This window comes from Microbacterium jejuense (assembly GCF_039544225.1).
Taxonomy (GTDB): domain Bacteria; phylum Actinomycetota; class Actinomycetes; order Actinomycetales; family Microbacteriaceae; genus Microbacterium; species Microbacterium jejuense.
Genome location: NZ_BAABLG010000009.1, coordinates 1 through 20,510, shown reverse-complemented (window position 1 = coordinate 20,510; position 20,510 = coordinate 1). Strand labels below are relative to the sequence as shown.

The window sequence follows — 20,510 nt, the reverse complement described above, 5'->3', positions numbered from 1 at the left end:
CAGCTCAGCTGGCGGGCTTGAGCTTCGTGAAGATGAGCACAGCGGTCGGCTGCGTCGGGTCGGCGGGGACGTACGGGTCGTCCTCGCTCGGCCAGCCGACGTAGTTGCGCGTGTTGTACTCGGCGATCGACGGGCGCGTTCCGATGGGCATCGCCGGCACCTGGTCGACGAAGATCTGCTCGATCTTCTCCAGGGCCGCGTCGCGCTCGGCCGGGTCGGTCGTCGATGCGTAGTCGGCCAGCGCCGCGGTCGCGTCGGCGTTGTCGAAGCGGCCGAAGTTGTAGTCGGCAGCCTCACCGATCGGCTTAAGGAAGCGGCCGTCCATCTGGTCGCTGTACAGGTCGTACGGCGTCGCGCCACCGTCGGTCCAGTGCAGGACCGCCTGGAAGTCGCCCTCCTGCTTGGCAGCCCACCAGGTGTCGGAGTCCGGCGTGTCCACTGCCGCGTCGACACCGAGCGCCTTGACCGAGTCCGAGATCAGGCTGATGCCCGTCACGTAGTCGTTCCAGCCCTGCGGCACCGAGAGCGTGAAGGTCACCGGCGTGCCCGACGGGTCGACGAGCTTGTCGCCGTCCCACGTGTAGCCGGCGTCGCTCAGCACCTTCTTGGCGCCGTCGACGTCCACCTTGTACTCCTTGCCCTGGAACTCGTCCGAGATGAACGCGTCACCCGCGCCCGAGGGCAGACCGGTGACCGAGGTGAGCTCGGGCACGCCGCCCTCGCGGGCGATCTCCTGGTGCTTGGCACGGTCGACGACCATGTTCACGGCCTTGCGGAACGCGACGTCGTCGAACGGCTTCGTGGTGGTGTTCACGAACATCGTGTCGATGCCCAGACCCGGAGCCGGCCAGTAGACGTTGTGCTCCTTGTCCTTGTCGACGAAGGCCGACTGGACGTTCGAGATCCAGGCCTGCGCCCAGTCCGCGTCGCCGTTGGCCATCGCGGTGGTCAGAGCCGTGTTGTCGGCGTACGAGACGTAGAACAGTGTCGGCACGGCCAGCTCGCCGCCCCAGTAGTCGTCGCGAGCGGTCATCTCGACCGACTGCGACGAGAAGTTCTTCAGCGTGTAGGGCCCGGTCCCGACGGCGTCGTCGTCGCTGAACGTCGTCGGGTCGTCGACGTCCTTCCAGACGTGCTCGGGCACGATGAGCGTGTGCAGGACCTTGTCCTGCTTGACGAACATCGGGTTCGCGAACGTCAGGGTGACGACATCGCCGTCGGTGGCGACGTCGGTGATCCCGAGCGCCTTGGTGTCGAGTGCTTTGTTGTCCTTGATCAGGTTGAAGGTGAACGCGATGTCGTCGGCGGTGAAGTCCTCGCCGTCGTTCCACTTCACGCCTTCGCGCGCCTTCAGCTGCACCGACGTGTAGTCGTCGGCCCAGGTGATCTCCGACGCGAGCCACGGCACGACGTCCGAGCTGGGGTCGGCGAGGTTCACGATCCCGAGGGGTTCGTAGATCACGTTGGCGTAACCGAGCTTCAGCGCCGACGAGTCGCCCACCCAGGGGTTGTTGCCCTCGGTGGTGATCGGACCGTCCGGCTTGGCGATGGTCAGCGACGCGCCGGCCTCGGGCTTGTCGCTGTCGCCGCTGTTGCCGGCCGCGCAGCCCGTCAACGTGATCGCCGCGGCGAGGCCTACGGCGACGAGGGAGGTTCTGAGCCTCATTGCTACTCCTTCGATGTGTGCACGACGTCGTGTTCGGAGGTTCGACCACGACGTCGAGAGGTGATTGCCGGATCAACTTACAATCAAGTAAGTAACTTTTGCAAGTAGGCTTCTGCGGAGGCCCCGGGACTCGTCATGCGTAGACTCGCAGACGCCGATTCCGGTGCCAGGACTCACGGGCGAGAGGCCCGGAAACGAAGGGGGGAGTCGACGATGACAGGTCAGCGACGGCAGCCGCGCTCGCGGCCCGAGACCCTCGCCCGCCGGCGCGACATCCTCGATGCGGCCGTCGAGACATTCGGCAGCAAGGGCTTCGCCGCCGGCACGCTCCAAGACATCGCCGACCAGGTCGGGATGACCCACGCCGGGATCCTTCACCACTTCGGGTCGAAGGACCAGCTCCTCATCGAGGTGCTCCAGCATCGCGACGACACCGATGTCGCCGATCTCGAAGGGCAGCACATCCCCGACGGGATGCCGCTGTTCCGCCACCTGGTGCGCACCGCGTTCGTCAACGCCCATCGCGCGGGGATCGTGCAGGCGTACGCCGTGCTGTCGGCCGAATCGGTGACCGATGGCCACCCCGGCCGCCCGTTCTTCGAGAAGCGCTACCGCACGCTGCGCGCCGAAGTCGCCCACGCCTTCGAAGTGGTGTGCGCCGAGCGCGGCATCACGGAGCCGGCGACCGTCGATCTCGCGTGCGCCAGCATCCTCGCCGTCATGGACGGTCTGCAGGTGCAGTGGCTGCTCGATCCGACCGCCGTCGACCTCGCGCGCGCATCCGAGTTCGCGATCGAGGCGATCGTGTCGGCCGTGCTCTCGCCGCAGCCGTCCCCGCTGGCCGAACCGGCCTCGAGCGCGCACAACTGAAGAAGAGCGGTCCCCACGGCCACTCCACTCGCCGCTGACGCGTCGAGCGGAGACTCTGGCCGCGTGGGCCCAGCCGGGGCCCCGGCATCCACTCTTCTCAGGCGTGCGAGAGCGTCAGCCCAGGCGCTCGACGGTGTAGTCGATGCAGCGGATCAGCTGGCGCACGTCGTCGGGCTCGATCGAGACGAAGGTCGCGATGCGCAGCTGGTTGCGGCCGAGCTTGCGGTACGGCTCGGTGTCGACGATGCCGTTGGCACGCAGGCTCTTCGCTACGGCGGCCGCGTCGACCGACTCGTCGAAGTCGATCGTGACGACGACGGGGGAGCGGTCGGCGGCGTCGGCGACGAAGGGCGTCGCGAAGGAGGATGCCTCGGCCCAGTCGTACAGCGCCTGCGACGACTCGCGCGTGCGCTCGTCGGCCCACTGCAGTCCGCCGTTGCCGTTGATCCACGACACCTGCTCGTCGAGGAGGAACAGCGTCGCGAGCGCGGGGGTGTTGAGCGTCTGGTTCAGGCGCGAGTTGTCGACGGCCTGCTTGAGGCTGAGGAACTCGGGGATGTAGCGGCCCGAAGCGGCGATGCGCTCGATGCGCTCGATCGCGGCGGGCGAGACCACCGCGAACCACAGGCCGCCGTCCGAGCCGAGGTTCTTCTGCGGCGCGAAGTAGTAGACGTCAGCCTCGTGCACCGAGAAGTCGATGCCGCCTGCCGCGCTCGTGGCGTCGATGACCGTGAGTGCGCCGTCATCGCCGTGCACACGCTGCACGGGTGCCGACACTCCGGTCGAGGTCTCGTTGTGGGGCCACGCGTAGACGTCGACGCCCTCGACGGCCTCGGCGACGGTGCGGGTGCCGGCGGCGACCTCGCGCACATCGGGAGCCTCGAGCCAGGGGGCGCCGGCGGCCTTGGCGAACTTTCCGCCAAACTCGCCGAACACGAGGTTCTGCGCACGCTTGTCGATGAGGCCGAACGACGCGGCGTCCCAGAACGCGGTCGAGCCGCCGTTGCCGAGGATGACCTCGTAGCCGGCGGGGGCGCGGAACAGTTCGCGCAGCCCCGCGCGGACGCTGCCGACGAGGTCCTTGACGGGGGCCTGGCGATGCGACGTGCCCATGAGGGCCGCGCCGCGCCCGGCGAGGGCCTCGAGGTGCGCGGGGATGATCTTCGACGGCCCGCACCCGAAGCGTCCGTCGGCGGGCAGGATCTCTCGGGGAAGCTCGATGTGCGCCATGGATCGATTCTAGAGACGCCTCACGCGGCCGCCGACCGCGTGACGGGCCGCGACGGCCCTCGCACGGGCCTCGGGTGCGGGGGCAGAGGATAGGCTGGCCTTTGCCCCTTGAGAACTGAGGACACCGCGATGACCGACCTGATCGACACCACCGAGATGTACCTGCGTACGATCCTCGAGCTCGAAGAGGAGAACATCGTCCCCCTGCGCGCACGGATCTCGGAGCGCCTGGGCCACTCGGGCCCCACGGTGTCGCAGACCATCGGCCGCATGGAGCGCGACGGCCTCGTCGTCGTGTCGGAGGACCGCACCCTCGAGCTCACCGACGCCGGCCGCCAGAAGGCCGTCGACGTCATGCGCAAGCACCGTCTCGCCGAGCGACTGCTGTCGGATGTCATCGGGCTGGACTGGGCCTACGTGCACGACGAGGCCTGCCGCTGGGAGCACGTCATGAGCGAGCAGGTCGAGCGTCGCCTGGTCGAGCTGCTCGGCCACCCCACCGAGTCGCCGTACGGCAACCCGATCCCGGGTCTCGACCAGCTCGGCGATGTGCCGGCGACGCAGTTCGAGCAGGGCGTCGTGGGTCTGGTCCGTCGCCTGAACGACGCCGGCGAGCCGATCACGGGCACCGTGCGCCGCCTCGCCGAGCCGGCCCAGGTCGACCCCGAGCTGCTGCAGCAGCTGAAGGGCGCCGGCGTCGTGCCGGGCGCCATCGGCGACTACCGCTTCAACGAGGGCTACGTGCTCGTGCAGATGCAGGGCAGTGACGAGGGTCTCGAGCTCCCGGTAGAGGTCGCGTCGCACATCTTCCTCGTGGACGAAGCGCGCTGATCGCGGAGGATGCCGCCCGGTCGGAAAACGGCATCCAGCGGTTTGCCAGGCGTGTAGCGTGACAGAATCGTGACCTTCGGGTAGCCTCGAAAAGTCCACCAGGCGAGAAGCCCGCCGACCGGACCCCGCGTGGATCGCCTCACCGGCTCGTCGTCCCCGCGGTGCGAAATCGCGTGACGTGTCCCGACGCGTCCGCCCTCACGCAACCCGACGAGCCAGGCGCCCCGGCGCAGAGGCGCCGGAGGACAGTTTGGCTGAAGAGATCGAGTCGCCCGCGAACGGACCCGAGCACGACGCGACGAATCAGACCCGTCGTGCGCGCGCACGCAAGACCGCTCCCGCGAGACGATCGCGTGGCGCCGTCGCGCCCGTGAAGTCCGCACCCCCCGCGACGGCATCCGCATCCGCACGCCCCGCCGCGAAGAAGGGGCGCATCGCCAAGCCGCTGCGCAGCCTCGTCATCCTGAGCATGGTGGGCGGCCTCGTCGCGACGGTCGCCCTGCCCGCCTTCGCGGCCGGCGCCGCGAAGAGCGGCGAAGAGCCGCTGACGCTGCAGCAGATGGCGATGGACGACGCGCAGACGTTCGTGGTGGCATCCGATTCCACCAGCGAAGAGCTGGCCCGCGACAGCTACTCGGCGACCACCGCCGAAGAGATCGAGAAGAAGAAGGCGGCCGAGGCTGCCGCCGAGCGTGCCCGCGAGGCGGCCAAGCGTGCGTCGACGGCATCGATCGGCGCCAACATCGCCCTCACGTCGCCCGGCACCGGCGAGGTGCGCTGGCCGCTCACCAACTTCAAGAAGGGCCGCGGCCTCTGGGACTCGGGCTACCACCAGGGCGTCGACCTGCTCGCGTCCTGCGGTCAGCCCGTCTACGCCACGGCGGCCGGTGTCGTCAAGGTCTCGCAGGAGAGCTACGGCGGCTACGGCGTCGCCGTCTCGATCGATCACGTCCTGGGCGGTCAGCGGGTCAACTCGCTGTACGGTCACATGACGTACGGCTCGCGCCAGGTGGCGGTCGGCCAGTCTGTCGAGGCCGGTCAGCTGATCGGCCTGGTCGGCAGCACCGGCAGCTCGACCGCCTGCCACACGCACTTCGAGATCCACATCAACGGCTCGGTCGTCGACCCGTGGGCGTGGCTTCAGGCCAACGCCGGCTGATCCCGCAGCACAGCAGGACGGATGCCCCGCGCCCTCGGCGCGGGGCATCCGTTCGTCGACACGCCACGCGGCGTTCACGATCCGCATCGCCCCGCTGTCTGCTGGGTGCGTTAGCCTGATCCCGACGCTGAGAGAGCGGAGGGAGCCGATGGGCTGCACACCTCGCATCCGAACCATGGATGCGCTTGGACGCCTCGTCCTTCGGCATTGCACGAGTGGATGCCGCGGCATTGCCGTGGCGCCAGGGCGCTGTCTGTAGACAGCGCCTTTTTTCATGCCCGTCCGCCCTTGATCGTCATGTGATTCGAATCACCGGAAAGCCGTTCCGGCCGTTCGAGAGGATGATCAATGCGCACACTGGTGCTGAATGCAGGTTACGAGCCGCTCGCGGTCGTGTCGTTCAAGAGAGCCCTCGTGCTCGTCATGAACGAGAAGGCGACCGTGATCGAACACACCGAGGCCGATCCGGTGTGGGGCACCAGACGCGCGTATGAACGCCCGGCGGTGATCATCCTCACGCGCTACGTGCGGGTGCCGGGAGGACGCCACATCCCGGTGACGCGGCGAGGAGTGCTGCGGCGCGACAGCCACCACTGCGCGTACTGCGGCAAGTCGGCCTCGACGATCGACCATGTGCTGCCCCGCTCCCGCGGCGGCGCGGACTCGTGGGAGAACCTCGTCGCGTGCTGCCTGCGCTGCAACAACGTCAAGGGCGACCGCACGCCGCAAGAGATGGACTGGGAGCTGCGGTTCACACCGCGTCCGCCGCGCGGGGCGCAGTGGACGGTGCGCGGCACCGAGCGCACCGACCCGCGCTGGGAGCCGTATCTGACGCTCGCGGCGTGAGGCCGCCCGGTCGCGGTCAGCCGCCGTCGAGGACGCGCAGCCACCGGGTCAGGACGGGCTCGAGTGCGGCGGCGTCGGCGGCGCCGAGCTCGCCGAGGATCCGGTGCTCGTTGGCCAGGTGGGCGGCGATCGCACGGTCGATGAGCTCCACTCCGTCGTCGGTGAGGCGCACGAGCCGCTTTCGCGCGTCGGATGCCTCGGCCCGCCGCTCCACCAGGCCCCGGGCTTGCAGCCGGTCGACCCGTTTGGTGAGGCCACCGGTGGTGACGAGGGTGTGTTCGGCGAGCTCGCCCGCGGCCCGTTCGTACGGTGCACCGGCGCGCCGGAGGGTGGCGAGCACGTCGAACTCGCCCTCGCTGAGTCCGAACTCCTCGTAGACGGCGACCAGCTGCTCGGTGAGGATGAGCGCGATCCGGTGCAGGCGTCCGATCACCCCCTGCGGTGAGGGATCGAGGTCGGGGCGCTCGCGGCGCCACTCGCGCTGGATCTCGGCGACCCTGTCGGCGGACGCATCCCCCGGTTCGGGGTCGGAGGTGTTCGCAAGGGGCATGCCGGCCAGCTTATCTTCCCCGTAAGATAAAGTGTCTTCCATGGAAGATAAACGACTGCGCTGGATCCTGATCACGGCGATCGCACCGATCGCGTGGGGCAGCGGATATGTCGTGACCAGGCAGCTGCTCCCGGCCGATGCGCCGCTGTGGGGCGGCGTGCTGCGGGCCCTGCCGGCCGGGCTGATCGTGCTGCTGCTCGCGCGACGTCTGCCGCGGGGATCGTGGTGGTGGCGATCGCTCGTGCTCGGCACTCTGAACGTCGGCGGGTTCTTCGTGCTCGTCTACATCGCCGGACAACGGCTGCCGTCGAGCCTTGCGGCGACGCTGATGTCGACCTCCGCCGCCTGCATGCTGCTGTTCGCGTGGCTGCTGCTGCACCGCAGGCCGCGCGCCGCGGCCGTCGTCGGCGCGGTCGTCGGGCTCGCGGGCGTCGTGGTGATGCTCGGGTTCGATGCGGACGGGGCCGACGTCTGGGGCGTCGCGGCCTCGCTGGGGGCCATGGTCGCCTCGTCGATCGGCTTCGTGCTGACCGCGCGATGGGGCTCGGACGTGCCCGCGCTGCCGATGACCGCGTGGCAGCTGATCGGCGGGTCGATCGTGCTGCTGCCGGTCGCAGTGCTCGCCGAGGGGGCGCCGCCCGTGCTCACGGCGCCGTCGGCGATCGGCTTCGCGTACCTGACCCTCGTGGCCACGGCCCTGGCCTACGTCGCGTGGTTCTCCGGGCTGCGTCGCCTCTCTCCCGGAGTGGTGGGCGTGGTCGGGCTGCTCAATCCGGTCACCGGCGTCGTGCTGGGCGTCGTCATCGCGGGGGAGGCGTTCGGCGTGCCGCAGGTCGTCGGCGTCGGGCTCGTGCTGTCGGGGATCGCGCTCGGCGCGGCGTCTCCGCGCCGAACCGCTGGGTTGACGGTTTTCGCTCGTGCTGCAGGCGGGAGGGTTCGCGCGCATCGCGACGACGGCGTCGCTCGTGGGATGATCCGCGCGAAGGATCCTCGAACATAACTGTCGGAAGTGCAGGGTAGCCTCGTTCCCATCGATTGAAATGCTAGAACATCCGTTCTAACATGAAGTATGGGGGCGATCGTGCAGCTCACTGATTCGGCAGGCGCCGTCGCGACACTGCGCGCCCAGCTCGAACGCGTGCAGGGGCGCCGGCTGGACGCTCCGGTGTTGCCGGTGCTGCCGGCGCTGGCCTCGCTGCTCCCCGGTGGGGGGCTGCGGCCGGGCGCCGCCTACTCCCTGCCGCGTTCGACGTCGGTGCTGCTGGCACTGCTCGCCCAGCCGTCGCAGTCCGGCTCCTGGTGCGGCGTGATCGGCATGCCGCGCCTCGGTGCCGAGGCGGCCGAAGGCCTGGGGGTCGACCTGGCGCGCCTCGTGCTCATCCCCGACCCCGGTGCGCGGTGGCTCGCGGTGACCTCGACCGTGGCCGAGGTGCTGCCGGTGGTCGCGGTGCGGCCGACCGGGCGCGCCGCCGACGGCGAGATCGCCCGTCTCGCGGCCCGACTGCGGGATCGGGGAGCCGTGCTCCTCGTGCAGGGGCCGTGGCCGCAGGCAGAGGCGGTGCTCGAGGTGGGCGAGCCGGCGTGGGAGGGCGTGGGCCGAGGCCACGGCTATCTCTCCGGCCGCGAGATGACGATCACCTCGTCGAGCCGCCGCTGGCCACGGTCGCGACGGACGCGCGTGATGCTCCCGGATTCTTCGGGGCAGGTGTCGGCCGTGCCCGAGCGGATGCGGGCGGTCGAGCCGCTGCGGCAGGTCGCAGACGACGTCGCTCTGGCCAGGGCGGTGGGGTGACATGACGCCGGTGACGCCCGTCCGGAGCCTCGTGCTGTGGTTCCCCGACTGGCCGGTCACGGCGATCGCGCGCGAAGCCGGCGCGGGCGTGGAGTCGGACGCGCCGGGGGTGCGGCGTCCTCTCGCCGTCGTGGAACGCAACCTCGTCGTCGCGTGCTCGCCTTCGGCGCGTGCGGACGGCGTGCGCCGCGGGCAGCGGCGGCGCGACGCGCAGGCACGCTGCCCCGGGCTCACCGTGGTGGCCGCCGATGAGGCGCGCGATCATCGGGCGTTCGCGCCGGTGGTGTCGTTGATCGAAGAACGGGCGCCGGGGGTGCAGCTGGTGCGGCCGGGGCTGTGCGCACTGCGCGCGCGGGGCCCGGCGCGGTACTACGGCGGCGAGGTCGCGGCCGCCCGGGTGCTGCTCGACGTGCTGCGCGACCAGGGGGTCGACGGGGTGCGGGCGGGGATCGCCGACGGGCCGTTCACGGCCGAGCAGGCGGCGCGCGGCGGCACGAGCGCGGCAGATCCGGTGTTCGTGGTGCCGGCCGGGGGCGCGGCGGGGTTCCTCGCGCCGCTGTCGGTCGCCGTCCTCGACGCGGCGGCGGGTGGGGTCGGCAAGGAGGGGGCAGGGGATCTCGTCGGCCTGCTGGCGCGGCTGGGCGTGCAGACGCTGGGCGGGTTCGCCGAGATGGACCCCGACCGGGTGCGCGAGCGGTTCGGCGAGCGGGGTGTGAGGCTCCACGCCCTCGCCGCGGGCCGTGACTCCCGGCCGGTGCAGCCGCGGACCCCGCCGCCTGAGCTGCAGCGCGAGGTCGCGTTCGAGCCGCCGCTCGAGATCGCCGACCAGGTGGCGTTCGCGATGCGGGTGACCGCCGACGACTTCGTCGCGGGACTCGGCGCGGTGGACCTCGTGTGCACCGAGCTGCGCGTCGAGCTCGTCGGCGATCGGGGGGAGCGCAGCGAGCGGGTGTGGCTGCATCCCGGATCCTTCGATGCGCCGGCGATCGTCGACCGGGTGCGCTGGCAGCTCGCCGAGGATGTCGGGTCGGGGGATGCCGGCGGCTCCGCGGGGGGCGGACTGCGCAGCGGCGTGGCGCTGGTGCGGATCTCTCCCGAAGCGGTGGAGGCGGCATCCCACCACGCTCCGGCGCTGTTCGGCGGCGGTCCCGAGCAGCGCGTGCACCATGCGCTGTCGCGCGTGCAGGCGATGCTGGGGCACCGTGGCGTGCTCACGCCGGTGATCGGCGGCGGCCGGTGGCTGGCCGAGCGGCAGGTGCTCGTGCCGTGGGGAGACAAGGACGCCCGCGACCGGCGGGCCGGCACGCGCGCCCCTGGAGCCGGGGGTGCGGGCGGGCTCGCGGCGCAGCGCGCACGGCCGTGGCCCGGGAGCCTGCCCGACCCGCTGCCGACGACGGTGTTCGCCGACCCGGTGCCGGTCGACGTGCGGGCGCTCGGCGGCGAGCTCGTCGACGTCGACGAGCGGGGCGCGGTGTCGGCGGTGCCCGCGTTCCTCACCGAGAGCGGGCGGCGGCGCGCGATCGAGGCATGGGCAGGACCATGGCCGGTGGTCGAGCGGGGATGGGATGCCGCCCGCGCACGTCGTGCGCACCGTTTCCAGGTAGTCGACGCCGACGGCGGCGCGTGGCTGCTGGTGTGCGACGGCGACGCCTGGACCGCGGAGGCGGCATATGACTAGGGAGCCGGGCTGATGGGCTTCAACAATCCCGGGGTGCCGTGGTCCGAGATGGAGCGCGTGCTGTCGGGACGTCGCCGCCCGGACGCGCCGCCGGTGGGGGCAGACGGCGGCGACAGCCCGGCATGGTCGCACAAGCGCGGACCGTATGTCGCTCCCGAGATCGAGCGGCCGGCCGATGCGATCCCGTACGCCGAGCTGCACGCGCACTCGTCGTACTCGTTCCTGGACGGTGCGTCCTCGCCCGAAGAGCTGGCAGAAGAGGCCGAGCGTCTGGGGCTGCATGCCCTGGCGGTGACCGACCACGACGGGTTCTACGGCATCGTGCGCTTCGCCGAGGCCGCCGAGGCGCTGCAGCTGAAGACCGTGTTCGGGGCGGAGCTCTCGCTCGAGCTGCCGAAGCCGCAGAACGGCGAGGCCGACCCGGTCGGCGCTCATCTGCTGGTGCTCGCGCGTGGTGAGGAGGGGTACCACCGGCTGGCCGGCGCGATCACACACGCCCAGCTGCAGGGGGCCGAGAAGGGGCGTCCGGTCTACGACCTCGACGAGCTGGCGGCACAGGCCGATGGCCAGTGGGCCGTGCTCACCGGGTGTCGCAAGGGGGCGGTGCGGCGCGCGCTGGCCGTCAGCCCCGACGCGGCGGCGAGCGAGCTCGACCGGCTCGTGACGCTGTTCGGCCGGGACGCCGTGCACGTCGAGCTCATCGATCACGGCAACCCGCTCGACTCGCGCGACAACGACGTGCTGGCCGGGCTCGCGCGGGAACGCGGACTGCCGCTGCTGGCCACCAACAACGTGCACTACGCCGTACCGAAGCGGCAGCTGCTGGCGGCCGCGGTCGCGGCGGTCCGCGCGAACCGCGGGCTCGACGAGCTCGACGGCTGGCTGCCCGCCCACGCCGGCGCGCACCTGCGGTCGGGGGCAGAGATGGCGGAGCGGTTCGTGCGGTTCCCCGACGCCGTCGCCCGCACCGTGACGCTCGCCGACGAGCTGGAGTTCCCGCTTCGCAAGGCGAAGCCGGCACTGCCGAAGCAGAAGGTGCCCGAGGGACACACGCCGATGTCGTGGCTGCGGCACCTGGTCTGGGAGGCCGTGCCGCGCAAGTACCCGAACCTCACAGAAGAGAACCGGGCGCGCATCGAGAAGGAGCTCGGGGTCATCGAGATGAAGGACTTCCCCGGCTACTTCCTCATCGTCCACGGCATCGTGCAGTTCGCCCGCGGCCGGGGCATCCTCTGCCAAGGGCGCGGCTCCGCGGCCAACAGCGCCATCTGCTACCTGCTCGACATCACGGCCGTCGACGCGATCGGGTACGACCTGCCGTTCGAGCGGTTCCTCTCGAGCCTGCGCGAGGAGGAGCCCGACATCGACGTCGACTTCGACTCCGACCGCCGTGAAGAGGTGATCCAGTGGGTCTACAAGGAGTACGGCCGCGACCGCGCCGCGCAGGTCGCGAACGTCATCCAGTACCGGCCCAAGAACGCGGTCCGCGACATGGCGAAGGCGCTCGGCCATTCCCCGGGTCAGCAGGATGCGTGGTCGAAGCAGATCGAGGGCTGGGGTGCGCTGCTCGAAACCGGTGCCGGGCACGACATCCCCGATCAGGTGCTGGAGTTCGCAAGCGAGCTGCTGAAGGCCCCTCGGCATCTCGGCATCCATTCCGGCGGCATGGTGCTCACCGACCGGCCGGTGGGCGAGGTCGTGCCGATCGAGCATGCCCGCATGGAGAACCGCACTGTGATCCAGTGGGACAAGGACGACGCCGCCTGGATGGGGCTGGTCAAGTTCGACCTGCTGGGGCTCGGGATGCTGGCGGCCCTGCAGTACTGCTTCGACATGATCCGCGCCTCGACGGGCGAGGACTGGGAGCTGTCGACCATCCCCAAGGAGGAGAAGGCGGTCTACGACATGCTGTGCCGCGCCGACTCGATCGGGGTGTTCCAGGTGGAGTCCCGCGCGCAGATGGGGCTGCTGCCGCGCCTGCAGCCGCGACGGTTCTACGACCTCGTGATCGAGATCGCGCTCATCCGTCCCGGGCCGATCCAGGGCGGCGCGGTGCACCCGTTCGTCAAGCGCAAGCTCGGGCAGGAGCCCGTCACCTACGCGCACCCGAAGCTCGAGCCGGTGCTGGAGCGCACGCTCGGCATCCCGGTGTTCCAGGAGCAGCTCATGCAGATGGGCATGGCCGTGGGCGGACTCACCGGCGAGGACGCCGACCTGCTGCGCCGGGCGATGGGGTCCAAGCGCGGGGTCGAGCGCATCGATTCGCTGAAGAAGAAGCTGTACGCCGGGATGGCCTCGCACGGCCTCGTCGGCGAGGACGCCGACGCGATCTACGCCAAGATCCAGGCGTTCGCGAACTTCGGGTTCGCCGAATCGCATTCGCTGTCGTTCGCGCTGCTCGTGTACGCGAGCTCATGGATCAAGCTCCACTACCCGGGCGCGTTCCTGGCCGGCCTGCTGCGGGCGCAGCCGATGGGCTTCTACTCGCCGGCCACCCTCGCCGCCGACGCACGGCGGCACGGCGTCGAGGTGCGCCGTCCCGACCTGCACGCCTCGGGGGTCGAGGCGGTGCTCGAGCCGGTGGGTGCGGAGCATCCCCCCGGTCTCGACTCGTGCCTGCAGCGCGACCAGCCGCCGGTCGGGACGTTCGAGCTCGGCGCCCCGGACGAGTCGGCGGCGCACCGTCGTGACGGCGGGTTCGCGGTGCGCCTGGGACTGGCCGGGGTGAAGGGCATCGGCGCGACTGTCGCGCAGCGCATCGTCGCCGCGCGGGATGCCGGGGGAGAGTTCCGCGACCTGCGCGACCTGGTGCGGCGCACCAGCATCACCGCGGCGCAGATCGAGGCGCTCGCGACGGCGGGGGCGTTCGAGTGCCTCGGTGTCAGCCGGCGCGAGGCGATCTGGATGGCGGGGGCTGCCGCGCAGGATCGCCCCGAGTTCCTGCCCGACTCGCTCATCGCGGTGCAGCCGCCGCTGTTCCCCGACCCCACGAGCTACGAGCGGCTCGCTGCGGATCTGTGGGCAACCGGCATCTCGACCGACGACCACCCGCTGACGCACTACCGTTCCAGCCTCGACGCCCGGGGGGTCCTGACCTCGCGCGAGCTGCGCTCGCACGAGCCCGGTCGCCGGGTCGAGGTGGCCGGACTCGTGACGCACCGGCAGCGTCCGGCGACGGCATCCGGGATCACTTTCATCAACCTCGAAGACGAGCACGGCCTCGTCAACATCGTGTGCTCGATCGGCGTCTGGAACCGCTATCGGCGCATCGTGCGCGATTCGCCCGCGCTCATCGTGCGCGGGCTGCTGGAACGCTCGGTCGAGGGCGTGACGAACCTCGTCGCCGATGCTTTCGAAGACCTCCGCGTCGGCGTGGAGCATCGGGCCCGGGACTTCCGGTGAGGCGTCAGGCGGGGGCCACGACCACCGAGTAGGTGCAGTCGTCGTCGCCCTCGTTCTCATAGGTGCACTCTGCGACCTCACCCAGGATGAGCCGGTCGCCGGCGGACAGCCGGTGCACGACGCCGCCTTCGTGGAAGGTCAGCGTGCCGGCGCAGACCCACACGAGGTGGCGGCTGAAGGCGTACGTCGCGGCAGGGTACGTGACCCGCGCGTGCGGCGGCAGCGTCACCTCGGTCACGTCGACCGGGAAGGCCGGGGTCGCCGCGACCTGGCGGCGGCGGTAGCCGGTCGCCGGGTCCGTCCAGGTCGGGCGGTCGCCGTCGCGGAGCACGCCGCTCTCGGGCGCCGCCGGTCTGCTGAGCAGGTTCGAGATCGTCAGTCCGAGGGCGGCGGCGAGCCTGCCGAGCAGCGTGGCCGTCGGGCTGCTCGCCCCACGTTCGATGCGGTCGATCATCGCGCGGGACACGCCGGATGCGGACGCCAGTTCGCTGCCCGACCAGCCGCGTCGCTCGCGTGCGCTGCGGACGGCGGCGCCGACATCCGCATCCTCCGAGTTGGCTGATATCTGCGACATCTGTCTACTATATTGTGTGGCCACCATCAGACACGCCGACGACAGCGACCTCGACGCCATCCTCGCCATCCACAACCACGCGATCGAGCATTCGCGGGCGATCTGGACGGATCACGTAGTCGACCGCCGTGACCGCGAGCAGTGGCTGGCCGATCATCGTGCGGCGGGGCATCCCGTCATCGTCGCCGATGTCGACGGCGTCGTGGCCGGCTACGCGGCCTACGGGCCGTGGCGGTTCAAGTCTGGGTATCGCTTCACCGTCGAGGATTCGATCTATGTCGACGAGGCGTTCCAGGGTCAGGGCCTCGGCGCGCTCCTGCTCGGAGAGCTCATCGACCTGGCGCGCGACGCAGGTCTGCGCGTCATGATCGCCGACATCGAGTCCGGCAACACCGCCTCGATCCGCTTGCACGAACGCTTCGGCTTCACCCGCGCCGGCCTGCTGCGCCAGATTGGGACCAAGTTCGACGAGCGGCTCGACCTCGTGATCCTGGAACTCGCGCTCGAGAGATGACACCTGCTCACGGAGTGCGCTCGACGCCTGTCGAGGAGGCCGCCCGAGGCGTACTCTGGCGCTCACCAGCAGGAGGAACCGTGAAGCGGCGACACACTCCCCGCGTGATCAGCGACGACGAGCAGATCGCGCGATACGCCTATGCGCTGGGGAACGTGCCGGTCAGCGTCGCCGACAAGGCGTACGCTGCCGCATTCGCCCGGCTGGCCGCGGTGCAGCGTCAGAACCTCCTCGACGAGGTGTGTGCGCAGCTGCCTGTCGCGCCGAGGGCGCCGATCCTCGATGACCCATCGGCGTTCGCCGCCCTGATGCGCGACCTGCACGCCCGTGTCGCCGTGGTCGGCGTCCGCGACGCCGGCTCGTTCGCGGCGGCGTTCGTCGTGAGCCCGCCGATCATCGCGTACTTCACGACAGGGGCGGGGTCGGTTGCGATCGATGATCGGCCGCTGTGGCTGCAGGAGCTGGTGGGCCACGAGACCGCCCCCATCGACGGGGGCAGGATGCACCATCGCCCCGGGGTGAACACGGGCGACTGGTACGGCAGCTGAGGGATCTACGATGACGGCATGGCCGATGGTGTGCGCAATGTCGATGCTGCTCTCTCGCTGATCGCCGAGCACTGGCAGCCGCATCGGCTGACCAGCGTCAACGACTACGACGTCAAGGTGGTGAAGCTGCAGGGCGAATTCGTGTGGCACACCCATCCCGACACCGACGAGCTGTTCCTGGTCGTGCGGGGTGAGCTCACCATCCAACTGCGCGACGGCGACGTCGTCCTCGGACCGAACGACGTCTTCGTGGTGCCGAAGGGCGTCGAGCACTGCCCGAAGGCCGACGCCGAAGTGCATGCGATCCTCTTCGAGCCGAAGGGCACGGTCAACACCGGCGACGCGGGAGGCGGCATGACCTCGCCGCTGCGCGAGCTGGACTGATTCCGCAGCGGCCCAGTCGCTCCGTCCGCCGTGCGCGAACTCTGCCCCGGCCGCCCGTGGCGGCGCGACACTGGGTGCGTGGACGATCACGAGGCTCTCGACGCCTACTCCTCGACCGTGATGCGCGTCGCGCAGACGGTGCTGCCCTCGGTGGCGGCGGTGAGCGTGCGCACGCGGCAGGGCGCCGGTGCGGGCAGCGCCGCGGTGATCACACCGGACGGCCATCTCCTCACGAGCGCGCACGTCGTCGAGGGCGCCGTGGGGGTCGAGCTCGCGTTCCCCGACGGCACCGTCGCCGCGGCATCCGTCGCGGGCGCCGATCCGCTTTCGGACCTCGCCGTCCTGCGCGCGGACGGGGCGACACCCCCGCCGGTGACGATGGGGGATGCCGCCACCCTCGGTGTCGGGCAGCTCGTCGTGGCGCTCGGAAACCCCCGGGGCCTGTCGGGCAGTGTGACCGCGGGGATCGTGTCGGCGCTCGGACGTTCGCTGCCCACGCGGTCGGGACGCGTCATCGACGAGGTGATCCAGACCGATGCCGCCCTCAACCCGGGCAACAGCGGCGGAGTGCTCGCCGACAGCGCGGGACGCATGGTCGGCGTCAACACGGCCGTCGCCGGAGTCGGGCTGGGCCTGGCCGTGCCCATCAACGCGACGACCCGCGAGATCATCGATGCGCTGCGCACCACGGGCCGCGTACGGCGGGCGTGGCTGGGCATCGCGGGCTCGACGGTGCCGCTCGGGCCGGACGTGGCCGTCAAGGCCGGATCCCAGGTCGGGATGCAGGTGGTCTCTGTCGTGCCGAACAGCCCCGCGGCCGCCGCCGGCGCACGCGTAGGCGACATCGTGCTGTCGCTCGACGGCGTGCAGATCGCGAATCCGACCGCACTGCAGCGGCGCATGGTCGAAGGGGCCATCGGGCGCCGCATGGAGATGACGGTCTGGCGCAACGGCGCACTCGTCGACGTCGTCGTCGAGCCCGAGGAGCTGCGCGTCGGGTGACGCGGACGATCCTTCCCCCTGCCGGGCTGGCTACGCTCGGTGAACCCCACCCCACAACCACGGAGGACGCGCAGTGTCAGACCACGACGACTGGAATGCGAACACGATCGCGCAGTTCCGCGCGAACAAGGGCAAGGTCGGCGGCTACTTCGAAGGCGCCCCGATCGTGCTCATGCACCATCGCGGACGCAAGAGCGGCAACGAGCACGTGACCCCGGTCATGTACCTCGCCGACGAGTCCGATCCCGACAGCATCTACGTGTTCGCGACCCTGGGCGGCGCCCCCACCAATCCTGCCTGGTACTACAACCTGCGCGATGCCGGCACGGGGAGCGTCGAGGTCGGCGAGGAACGGTACCCCGTCACGGTCAGCGAGGTCCGCGGCGCCGATCGCGACCGGATCTACGCCGAGCAGGTGCGCCGGTACCCCAGTTTCGGCGAGTACGAGGTGAAGACGCGGGGCATCCGCACGATCCCCGTGCTGCAGCTGCGCCGCGCCTAGTCGCACCGCCGGGCAGCCGATCTGCGAGATGAGATGCGCGAGCGGTCGGAGACGGCCGCTCGCGCATCGCGCATCGCGCGTATGTGTCGAGGGCTGCCCGATGTTCCGCCGTGTTCTCGCAGCCGTGACAGTATCGCGGTCGCCGAGGCGCTCCACAAGCGCTCGCCGTGCGCGGCCCTCGTCCGCAAGACTGAGCCGAACGCGAGCTTTGGTCGAGGGAAGCGGGGATCGGATGTCAGACAGCAGCACAGCGCCACACCGCGAGAGCCGGATCCTCGACATCGTGACGGTGTTCGTGCTGTCTGTCACTGCGGTGCTCACCGCGTGGTGCGGGTTCGAGGCCTCCAAGTGGGGCGGCGAGATGTCGATCGCGTTCAGCCAGGCTTCCAGTGCCCGCATCCAGGCGACAGCCGCGGAGGGGCAGGCGCGGGACGCGCGGCTGTACGACCTGTCGATGTTCACCCAGTGGGTGCTCGCTGAAGAAGCCGGCAACGACGAACTTCGGGTGTTCATCGAAGAGCGCTTCACCCCGGAGTTCGCTGTCGCCTTCAGCGCCTGGGAGGCTGGCGGTCGCACCGAACGTGGCCCGTTCGTGCTCGATGAGTACGTCCCACCGGGTACCGACGAAGCCGTGGAGCTGGCGGCCACTGCCGATGCCAAGTTCGAGCAGGCGCTGGAGAACAACCAGCGCGGCGACAACTACTCGCTGCTGACCGTGCTGTTCGCACTGGTCCTGTTCCTGACCGCTATGTCACAGCGCGATGCCGCCCCCTGGATCCGTCGCGTCCTGCTCGGCCTGGGGATCGTGGTGGGTGTTGTGGGGGTCATCATCATGCTCACCTTCCCCGTCAAGATCTGAGGCAGAGAAGCACGAAGCCCCTGGAGGGACTCGAACACGACTGAGCATAATGCTCAATCGAACCCATACCGGCAAGAACCGCGGAATTACGCGGATTCTGCAGGACCGGGACAACATTGAGCGACCGCTGAAAGCAGGTTGCGGCAAACCGTTTGCGGTCAAAATGCGGGCAAGAATCCCCGGAAAACCAGCGATCGCGGGCGCCCGAGGGGACGGCTCCGCGGGCGTCGAAGTCGAGACGTAGGGCGACGCAAGTCAAATGAGCACATTGCAGAACAGAAGTCGCCAAATAGCGCTACTACTGAGCATTCTGCTCTCGACAGGATCTGACGTCGCTGGCCCCGGACTGCCCGCCAAGCGGAGGCGTCGGCGGGGCGGCTCAGAGTCCGATCGACGGACCTCCGGGCTGAGTCGGCCCAGCGTGAGGCGCCGCTGGGCCGAATGGCCCGCCCGGATTGTATGGGTCTACCGCCGGCGCCCGACGGGGTTCCTGAATGCGAATGTCTGGAGCCAGCCCCGAGTCGCGTGCGCGGCTCATGAGGCGGGTCGCGGTGCTCTGGCTGATCTGGAGAGTGTCGGCGACGAGCTTCAGCGGCGGAAAGCTGATTGCTGTCGCGACGCGATAGACGGCGATCGCGGTGTGGAGCGACTCAAGGGGCTCGCGCTCCTTCTGCGCCAGTACGCGACTGAGATAGCCGCGCACCGGGATGCGGTCGAGCTTGTCGCCCTCCGCGGTGCCGACGTCGACGGTGACGGCATCGAGAGCTGACATCGTCATGATCCAGTGCGTTCGCACTTCGCGGAGCACCTGGCTGGTGATGTCGACGCCCTCTGCTTCGCGCTCGAGGGCGGCGAACACGACGGCGGTGCGTCCGAGCCTGGCATCCCACTCCACGCGGACAGTGATCGTGCCGGGCACGCCCTGCTCGCCCGACACACGCGCGCGCCAGGACTTCGGCAGCGTCACCCCGCTGCCGAGGTCAACGCGTTCGTCGCTGAAGTCATACGCCTTGACGTCTGCCATGAAGCCCACTATTCCAGGTCTACGCCGAATCGCGAAGAAGACTGTCGATCTTGGCTCAGGCGTGGTACTTTGCGACGAAGTAAGACTGACACTGCTGGCTCAAAGGAAGGAAGGGTGATGAACCGATCACAGGATTGCCTGGCTCTGACGATGAAGGATGCCGCGAAGCTCGTCGGCGTCGACTACCGCACGATCAAGCTCGGCATCGAGAACGGGACCATCCCCACGGTCCAACTCGGCCCGCGTCGGATGATCCCGCGCGTCCCGCTGCTGCGCGCCTTCGGCGTCGACGCCTGACCGCCCCGCAACGCGCGGTGCAGCCCAATGGTGCGGGCAGCCGGCGCGCACGGCGTGATCCCAAGCACGGGTCAGCCGGGGCCCTCCCTCGTCGGGCTTGCTCAAAGCGCTGACTCCAGCCCCGGTGGCCGCACTACGCGCTGGGGAAGGCGCTGGCCAGTTGGGTGTGGATGAGGTCGACGTCGATGGGCTGCGGTGGCGCGTCCGTCATGCGTTGGACCAGCAGGCGCGGCCAGAGAACATGGACGCCATCGACACTGAAGGAGCCGCCGATCCATGGCCAGTCGGCTTCGAGAAAGCACAGCACGCCAGTTACCGGAGGCGCTGCCTCTCCGAGGGCCGCAGTCACTCGTTCGAGCTGGGACTGCACGCCTTGGATCAGCTTGGTGCGGTCTCGTCCGCCGATATGCAGAGTCTCGACGCGCGGTCGGATGATGCCGCCTTCCACCTGCAGAACGGGACGCTTGCCCACGTACCTCTTCGCGTCGATCACCCAGACGCCAGTCGGGCCAATCACAATGTGGTCGATGTTCGCTCGAGTGCCTCGGATGCGACGGTCATGCAGGACCCGGAAGGTGTCGGGCAGGTCGGCGAGACGCCGCGCCAGGACCTCTTCACCGATGGCGCCGCGTTCCCACGCTTTGGTGCTCTGCGGGTCATCGGTGAGCGCGAGGATAAACCCGCCGAGCTTCGGATGGTCGGGACTGCCCCGGGTTTGGTTGACGTCTGAACTTTGAGGATTCGTCCTCTCTGGAAGGATGTCCCAGTGACCAAGCCGTACC

21 protein-coding genes are annotated in these 20,510 nt (G+C 70.0%); 15 read left to right on the top strand and 6 right to left on the bottom strand.

Annotation, left to right across the window (positions count from 1 at the left end):
- Positions 1-4: 4 nt before the first annotated feature.
- Positions 5-1,666 carry an ABC transporter substrate-binding protein gene (locus ABEA46_RS15905; RefSeq protein ID WP_345545810.1) on the bottom strand — a complete coding sequence of 554 codons (1,662 nt, stop codon included), beginning with the start codon at positions 1,664-1,666 and terminating at the stop codon, positions 5-7.
- A gap of 213 nt (positions 1,667-1,879) precedes the next feature.
- Here ABEA46_RS15905 and ABEA46_RS15900 point away from each other — a divergent pair, with 213 nt between their 5' ends.
- Positions 1,880-2,536, top strand: a complete 657-nt coding sequence (locus ABEA46_RS15900) for a TetR/AcrR family transcriptional regulator (protein ID WP_345545809.1) — start codon at positions 1,880-1,882, stop codon at positions 2,534-2,536.
- Positions 2,537-2,650: 114 nt separating this feature from the next.
- On the opposite strand, the gene serC is transcribed toward ABEA46_RS15900, so the two are convergent.
- Entirely contained in the window at positions 2,651-3,766 is a 1,116-nt protein-coding gene (gene serC, locus ABEA46_RS15895) for a phosphoserine transaminase (protein ID WP_345545807.1), read from the bottom strand.
- A 129-nt stretch (positions 3,767-3,895) separates the two neighbouring features.
- Here serC and ABEA46_RS15890 point away from each other — a divergent pair, with 129 nt between their 5' ends.
- From ABEA46_RS15890 to ABEA46_RS15880, 3 genes are all read left to right on the top strand, one after another.
- On the top strand, positions 3,896-4,597 hold the full coding sequence (locus ABEA46_RS15890) for an iron-dependent transcriptional repressor DtxR (protein WP_345545806.1): 702 nt from the start codon (positions 3,896-3,898) through the stop codon (positions 4,595-4,597).
- A gap of 250 nt (positions 4,598-4,847) precedes the next feature.
- A complete protein-coding gene (locus ABEA46_RS15885) occupies positions 4,848-5,756 on the top strand; it encodes a M23 family metallopeptidase (RefSeq protein WP_345545805.1) in 909 nt (302 codons plus the stop codon).
- A 348-nt stretch (positions 5,757-6,104) separates the two neighbouring features.
- Positions 6,105-6,602 (top strand): HNH endonuclease, encoded by a 498-nt coding sequence (locus tag ABEA46_RS15880; protein ID WP_345545803.1) that lies wholly within the window; start codon positions 6,105-6,107, stop codon positions 6,600-6,602.
- A gap of 16 nt (positions 6,603-6,618) precedes the next feature.
- Here ABEA46_RS15880 and ABEA46_RS15875 read toward each other — a convergent pair whose 3' ends face one another.
- On the bottom strand, positions 6,619-7,152 hold the full coding sequence (locus tag ABEA46_RS15875) for a MarR family winged helix-turn-helix transcriptional regulator (RefSeq protein WP_345545801.1): 534 nt from the start codon (positions 7,150-7,152) through the stop codon (positions 6,619-6,621).
- 40 nt (positions 7,153-7,192) lie between these two features.
- Here ABEA46_RS15875 and ABEA46_RS15870 point away from each other — a divergent pair, with 40 nt between their 5' ends.
- The 4 genes from ABEA46_RS15870 to ABEA46_RS15855 all read left to right on the top strand — a co-directional run bounded on the left by ABEA46_RS15870 (position 7,193) and on the right by ABEA46_RS15855 (position 14,024).
- A complete protein-coding gene (locus tag ABEA46_RS15870; protein ID WP_345545799.1) occupies positions 7,193-8,152 on the top strand; it encodes an EamA family transporter in 960 nt (319 codons plus the stop codon).
- 69 nt (positions 8,153-8,221) lie between these two features.
- A complete protein-coding gene (locus ABEA46_RS15865) occupies positions 8,222-8,944 on the top strand; it encodes a hypothetical protein (RefSeq protein ID WP_345545797.1) in 723 nt (240 codons plus the stop codon).
- Position 8,945: 1 nt separating this feature from the next.
- Complete coding sequence (locus tag ABEA46_RS15860; RefSeq protein ID WP_345545795.1) at positions 8,946-10,622, top strand: Y-family DNA polymerase; 1,677 nt, start codon at positions 8,946-8,948, stop codon at positions 10,620-10,622.
- Positions 10,623-10,634: 12 nt separating this feature from the next.
- The gene (locus ABEA46_RS15855; protein ID WP_345545793.1) at positions 10,635-14,024 is read left to right on the top strand and encodes an error-prone DNA polymerase; all 3,390 of its coding nucleotides are present in this window, start codon (positions 10,635-10,637) and stop codon (positions 14,022-14,024) included.
- A 4-nt stretch (positions 14,025-14,028) separates the two neighbouring features.
- Here the strand turns inward: ABEA46_RS15855 and ABEA46_RS15850 are convergent, their stop codons facing one another.
- Positions 14,029-14,598 (bottom strand): helix-turn-helix domain-containing protein, encoded by a 570-nt coding sequence (locus tag ABEA46_RS15850; RefSeq protein WP_345545791.1) that lies wholly within the window; start codon positions 14,596-14,598, stop codon positions 14,029-14,031.
- Positions 14,599-14,614: 16 nt separating this feature from the next.
- Here ABEA46_RS15850 and ABEA46_RS15845 point away from each other — a divergent pair, with 16 nt between their 5' ends.
- The 6 genes from ABEA46_RS15845 (at position 14,615) to ABEA46_RS15820 (ending at position 18,407) form a co-directional block, all read left to right on the top strand.
- Positions 14,615-15,112: a GNAT family N-acetyltransferase gene (locus ABEA46_RS15845; protein WP_345545789.1), complete on the top strand. Its 498-nt coding sequence runs from the start codon at positions 14,615-14,617 to the stop codon at positions 15,110-15,112.
- Between the two features lie 104 nt (positions 15,113-15,216).
- Positions 15,217-15,660, top strand: a complete 444-nt coding sequence (locus ABEA46_RS15840; RefSeq protein WP_345545787.1) for a hypothetical protein — start codon at positions 15,217-15,219, stop codon at positions 15,658-15,660.
- A gap of 18 nt (positions 15,661-15,678) precedes the next feature.
- A complete protein-coding gene (locus tag ABEA46_RS15835) occupies positions 15,679-16,044 on the top strand; it encodes a cupin domain-containing protein (RefSeq protein ID WP_345545785.1) in 366 nt (121 codons plus the stop codon).
- 78 nt (positions 16,045-16,122) lie between these two features.
- Positions 16,123-17,046, top strand: a complete 924-nt coding sequence (locus tag ABEA46_RS15830) for a S1C family serine protease (protein ID WP_345545783.1) — start codon at positions 16,123-16,125, stop codon at positions 17,044-17,046.
- 73 nt (positions 17,047-17,119) lie between these two features.
- Entirely contained in the window at positions 17,120-17,548 is a 429-nt protein-coding gene (locus tag ABEA46_RS15825; protein WP_345545781.1) for a nitroreductase family deazaflavin-dependent oxidoreductase, read from the top strand.
- Between the two features lie 232 nt (positions 17,549-17,780).
- On the top strand, positions 17,781-18,407 hold the full coding sequence (locus ABEA46_RS15820; RefSeq protein ID WP_345545779.1) for a hypothetical protein: 627 nt from the start codon (positions 17,781-17,783) through the stop codon (positions 18,405-18,407).
- A 379-nt stretch (positions 18,408-18,786) separates the two neighbouring features.
- Here ABEA46_RS15820 and ABEA46_RS15815 read toward each other — a convergent pair whose 3' ends face one another.
- On the bottom strand, positions 18,787-19,431 hold the full coding sequence (locus ABEA46_RS15815; protein WP_345545778.1) for a hypothetical protein: 645 nt from the start codon (positions 19,429-19,431) through the stop codon (positions 18,787-18,789).
- A 117-nt stretch (positions 19,432-19,548) separates the two neighbouring features.
- On the opposite strand from ABEA46_RS15815, the gene ABEA46_RS15810 reads away from it, so the two are divergent.
- A complete protein-coding gene (locus tag ABEA46_RS15810) occupies positions 19,549-19,728 on the top strand; it encodes a MerR family transcriptional regulator (RefSeq protein ID WP_292873499.1) in 180 nt (59 codons plus the stop codon).
- Positions 19,729-19,861: 133 nt separating this feature from the next.
- Here ABEA46_RS15810 and ABEA46_RS15805 read toward each other — a convergent pair.
- Positions 19,862-20,510: nuclease-related domain-containing protein (locus ABEA46_RS15805; RefSeq protein ID WP_345545773.1), on the bottom strand; the 649-nt coding region annotated here is incomplete at its 5' end.

Coding starts and splice junctions, on each gene's coding strand:
- ABEA46_RS15905 (WP_345545810.1), bottom strand. CDS start 1,666: ATGAGGCTCAGAACCTCCCTCGTCGCCGTAGGCCTCGCCGCGGCGATC.
- ABEA46_RS15900 (WP_345545809.1), top strand. CDS start 1,880: ATGACAGGTCAGCGACGGCAGCCGCGCTCGCGGCCCGAGACCCTCGCC.
- serC (WP_345545807.1), bottom strand. CDS start 3,766: ATGGCGCACATCGAGCTTCCCCGAGAGATCCTGCCCGCCGACGGACGC.
- ABEA46_RS15890 (WP_345545806.1), top strand. CDS start 3,896: ATGACCGACCTGATCGACACCACCGAGATGTACCTGCGTACGATCCTC.
- ABEA46_RS15880 (WP_345545803.1), top strand. CDS start 6,105: ATGCGCACACTGGTGCTGAATGCAGGTTACGAGCCGCTCGCGGTCGTG.
- ABEA46_RS15875 (WP_345545801.1), bottom strand. CDS start 7,152: ATGCCCCTTGCGAACACCTCCGACCCCGAACCGGGGGATGCGTCCGCC.
- ABEA46_RS15870 (WP_345545799.1), top strand. CDS start 7,193: ATGGAAGATAAACGACTGCGCTGGATCCTGATCACGGCGATCGCACCG.
- ABEA46_RS15865 (WP_345545797.1), top strand. CDS start 8,222: ATGGGGGCGATCGTGCAGCTCACTGATTCGGCAGGCGCCGTCGCGACA.
- ABEA46_RS15860 (WP_345545795.1), top strand. CDS start 8,946: ATGACGCCGGTGACGCCCGTCCGGAGCCTCGTGCTGTGGTTCCCCGAC.
- ABEA46_RS15855 (WP_345545793.1), top strand. CDS start 10,635: ATGGGCTTCAACAATCCCGGGGTGCCGTGGTCCGAGATGGAGCGCGTG.
- ABEA46_RS15850 (WP_345545791.1), bottom strand. CDS start 14,598: ATGTCGCAGATATCAGCCAACTCGGAGGATGCGGATGTCGGCGCCGCC.
- ABEA46_RS15835 (WP_345545785.1), top strand. CDS start 15,679: ATGGCCGATGGTGTGCGCAATGTCGATGCTGCTCTCTCGCTGATCGCC.
- ABEA46_RS15820 (WP_345545779.1), top strand. CDS start 17,781: ATGTCAGACAGCAGCACAGCGCCACACCGCGAGAGCCGGATCCTCGAC.
- ABEA46_RS15815 (WP_345545778.1), bottom strand. CDS start 19,431: ATGGCAGACGTCAAGGCGTATGACTTCAGCGACGAACGCGTTGACCTC.
- ABEA46_RS15810 (WP_292873499.1), top strand. CDS start 19,549: ATGAACCGATCACAGGATTGCCTGGCTCTGACGATGAAGGATGCCGCG.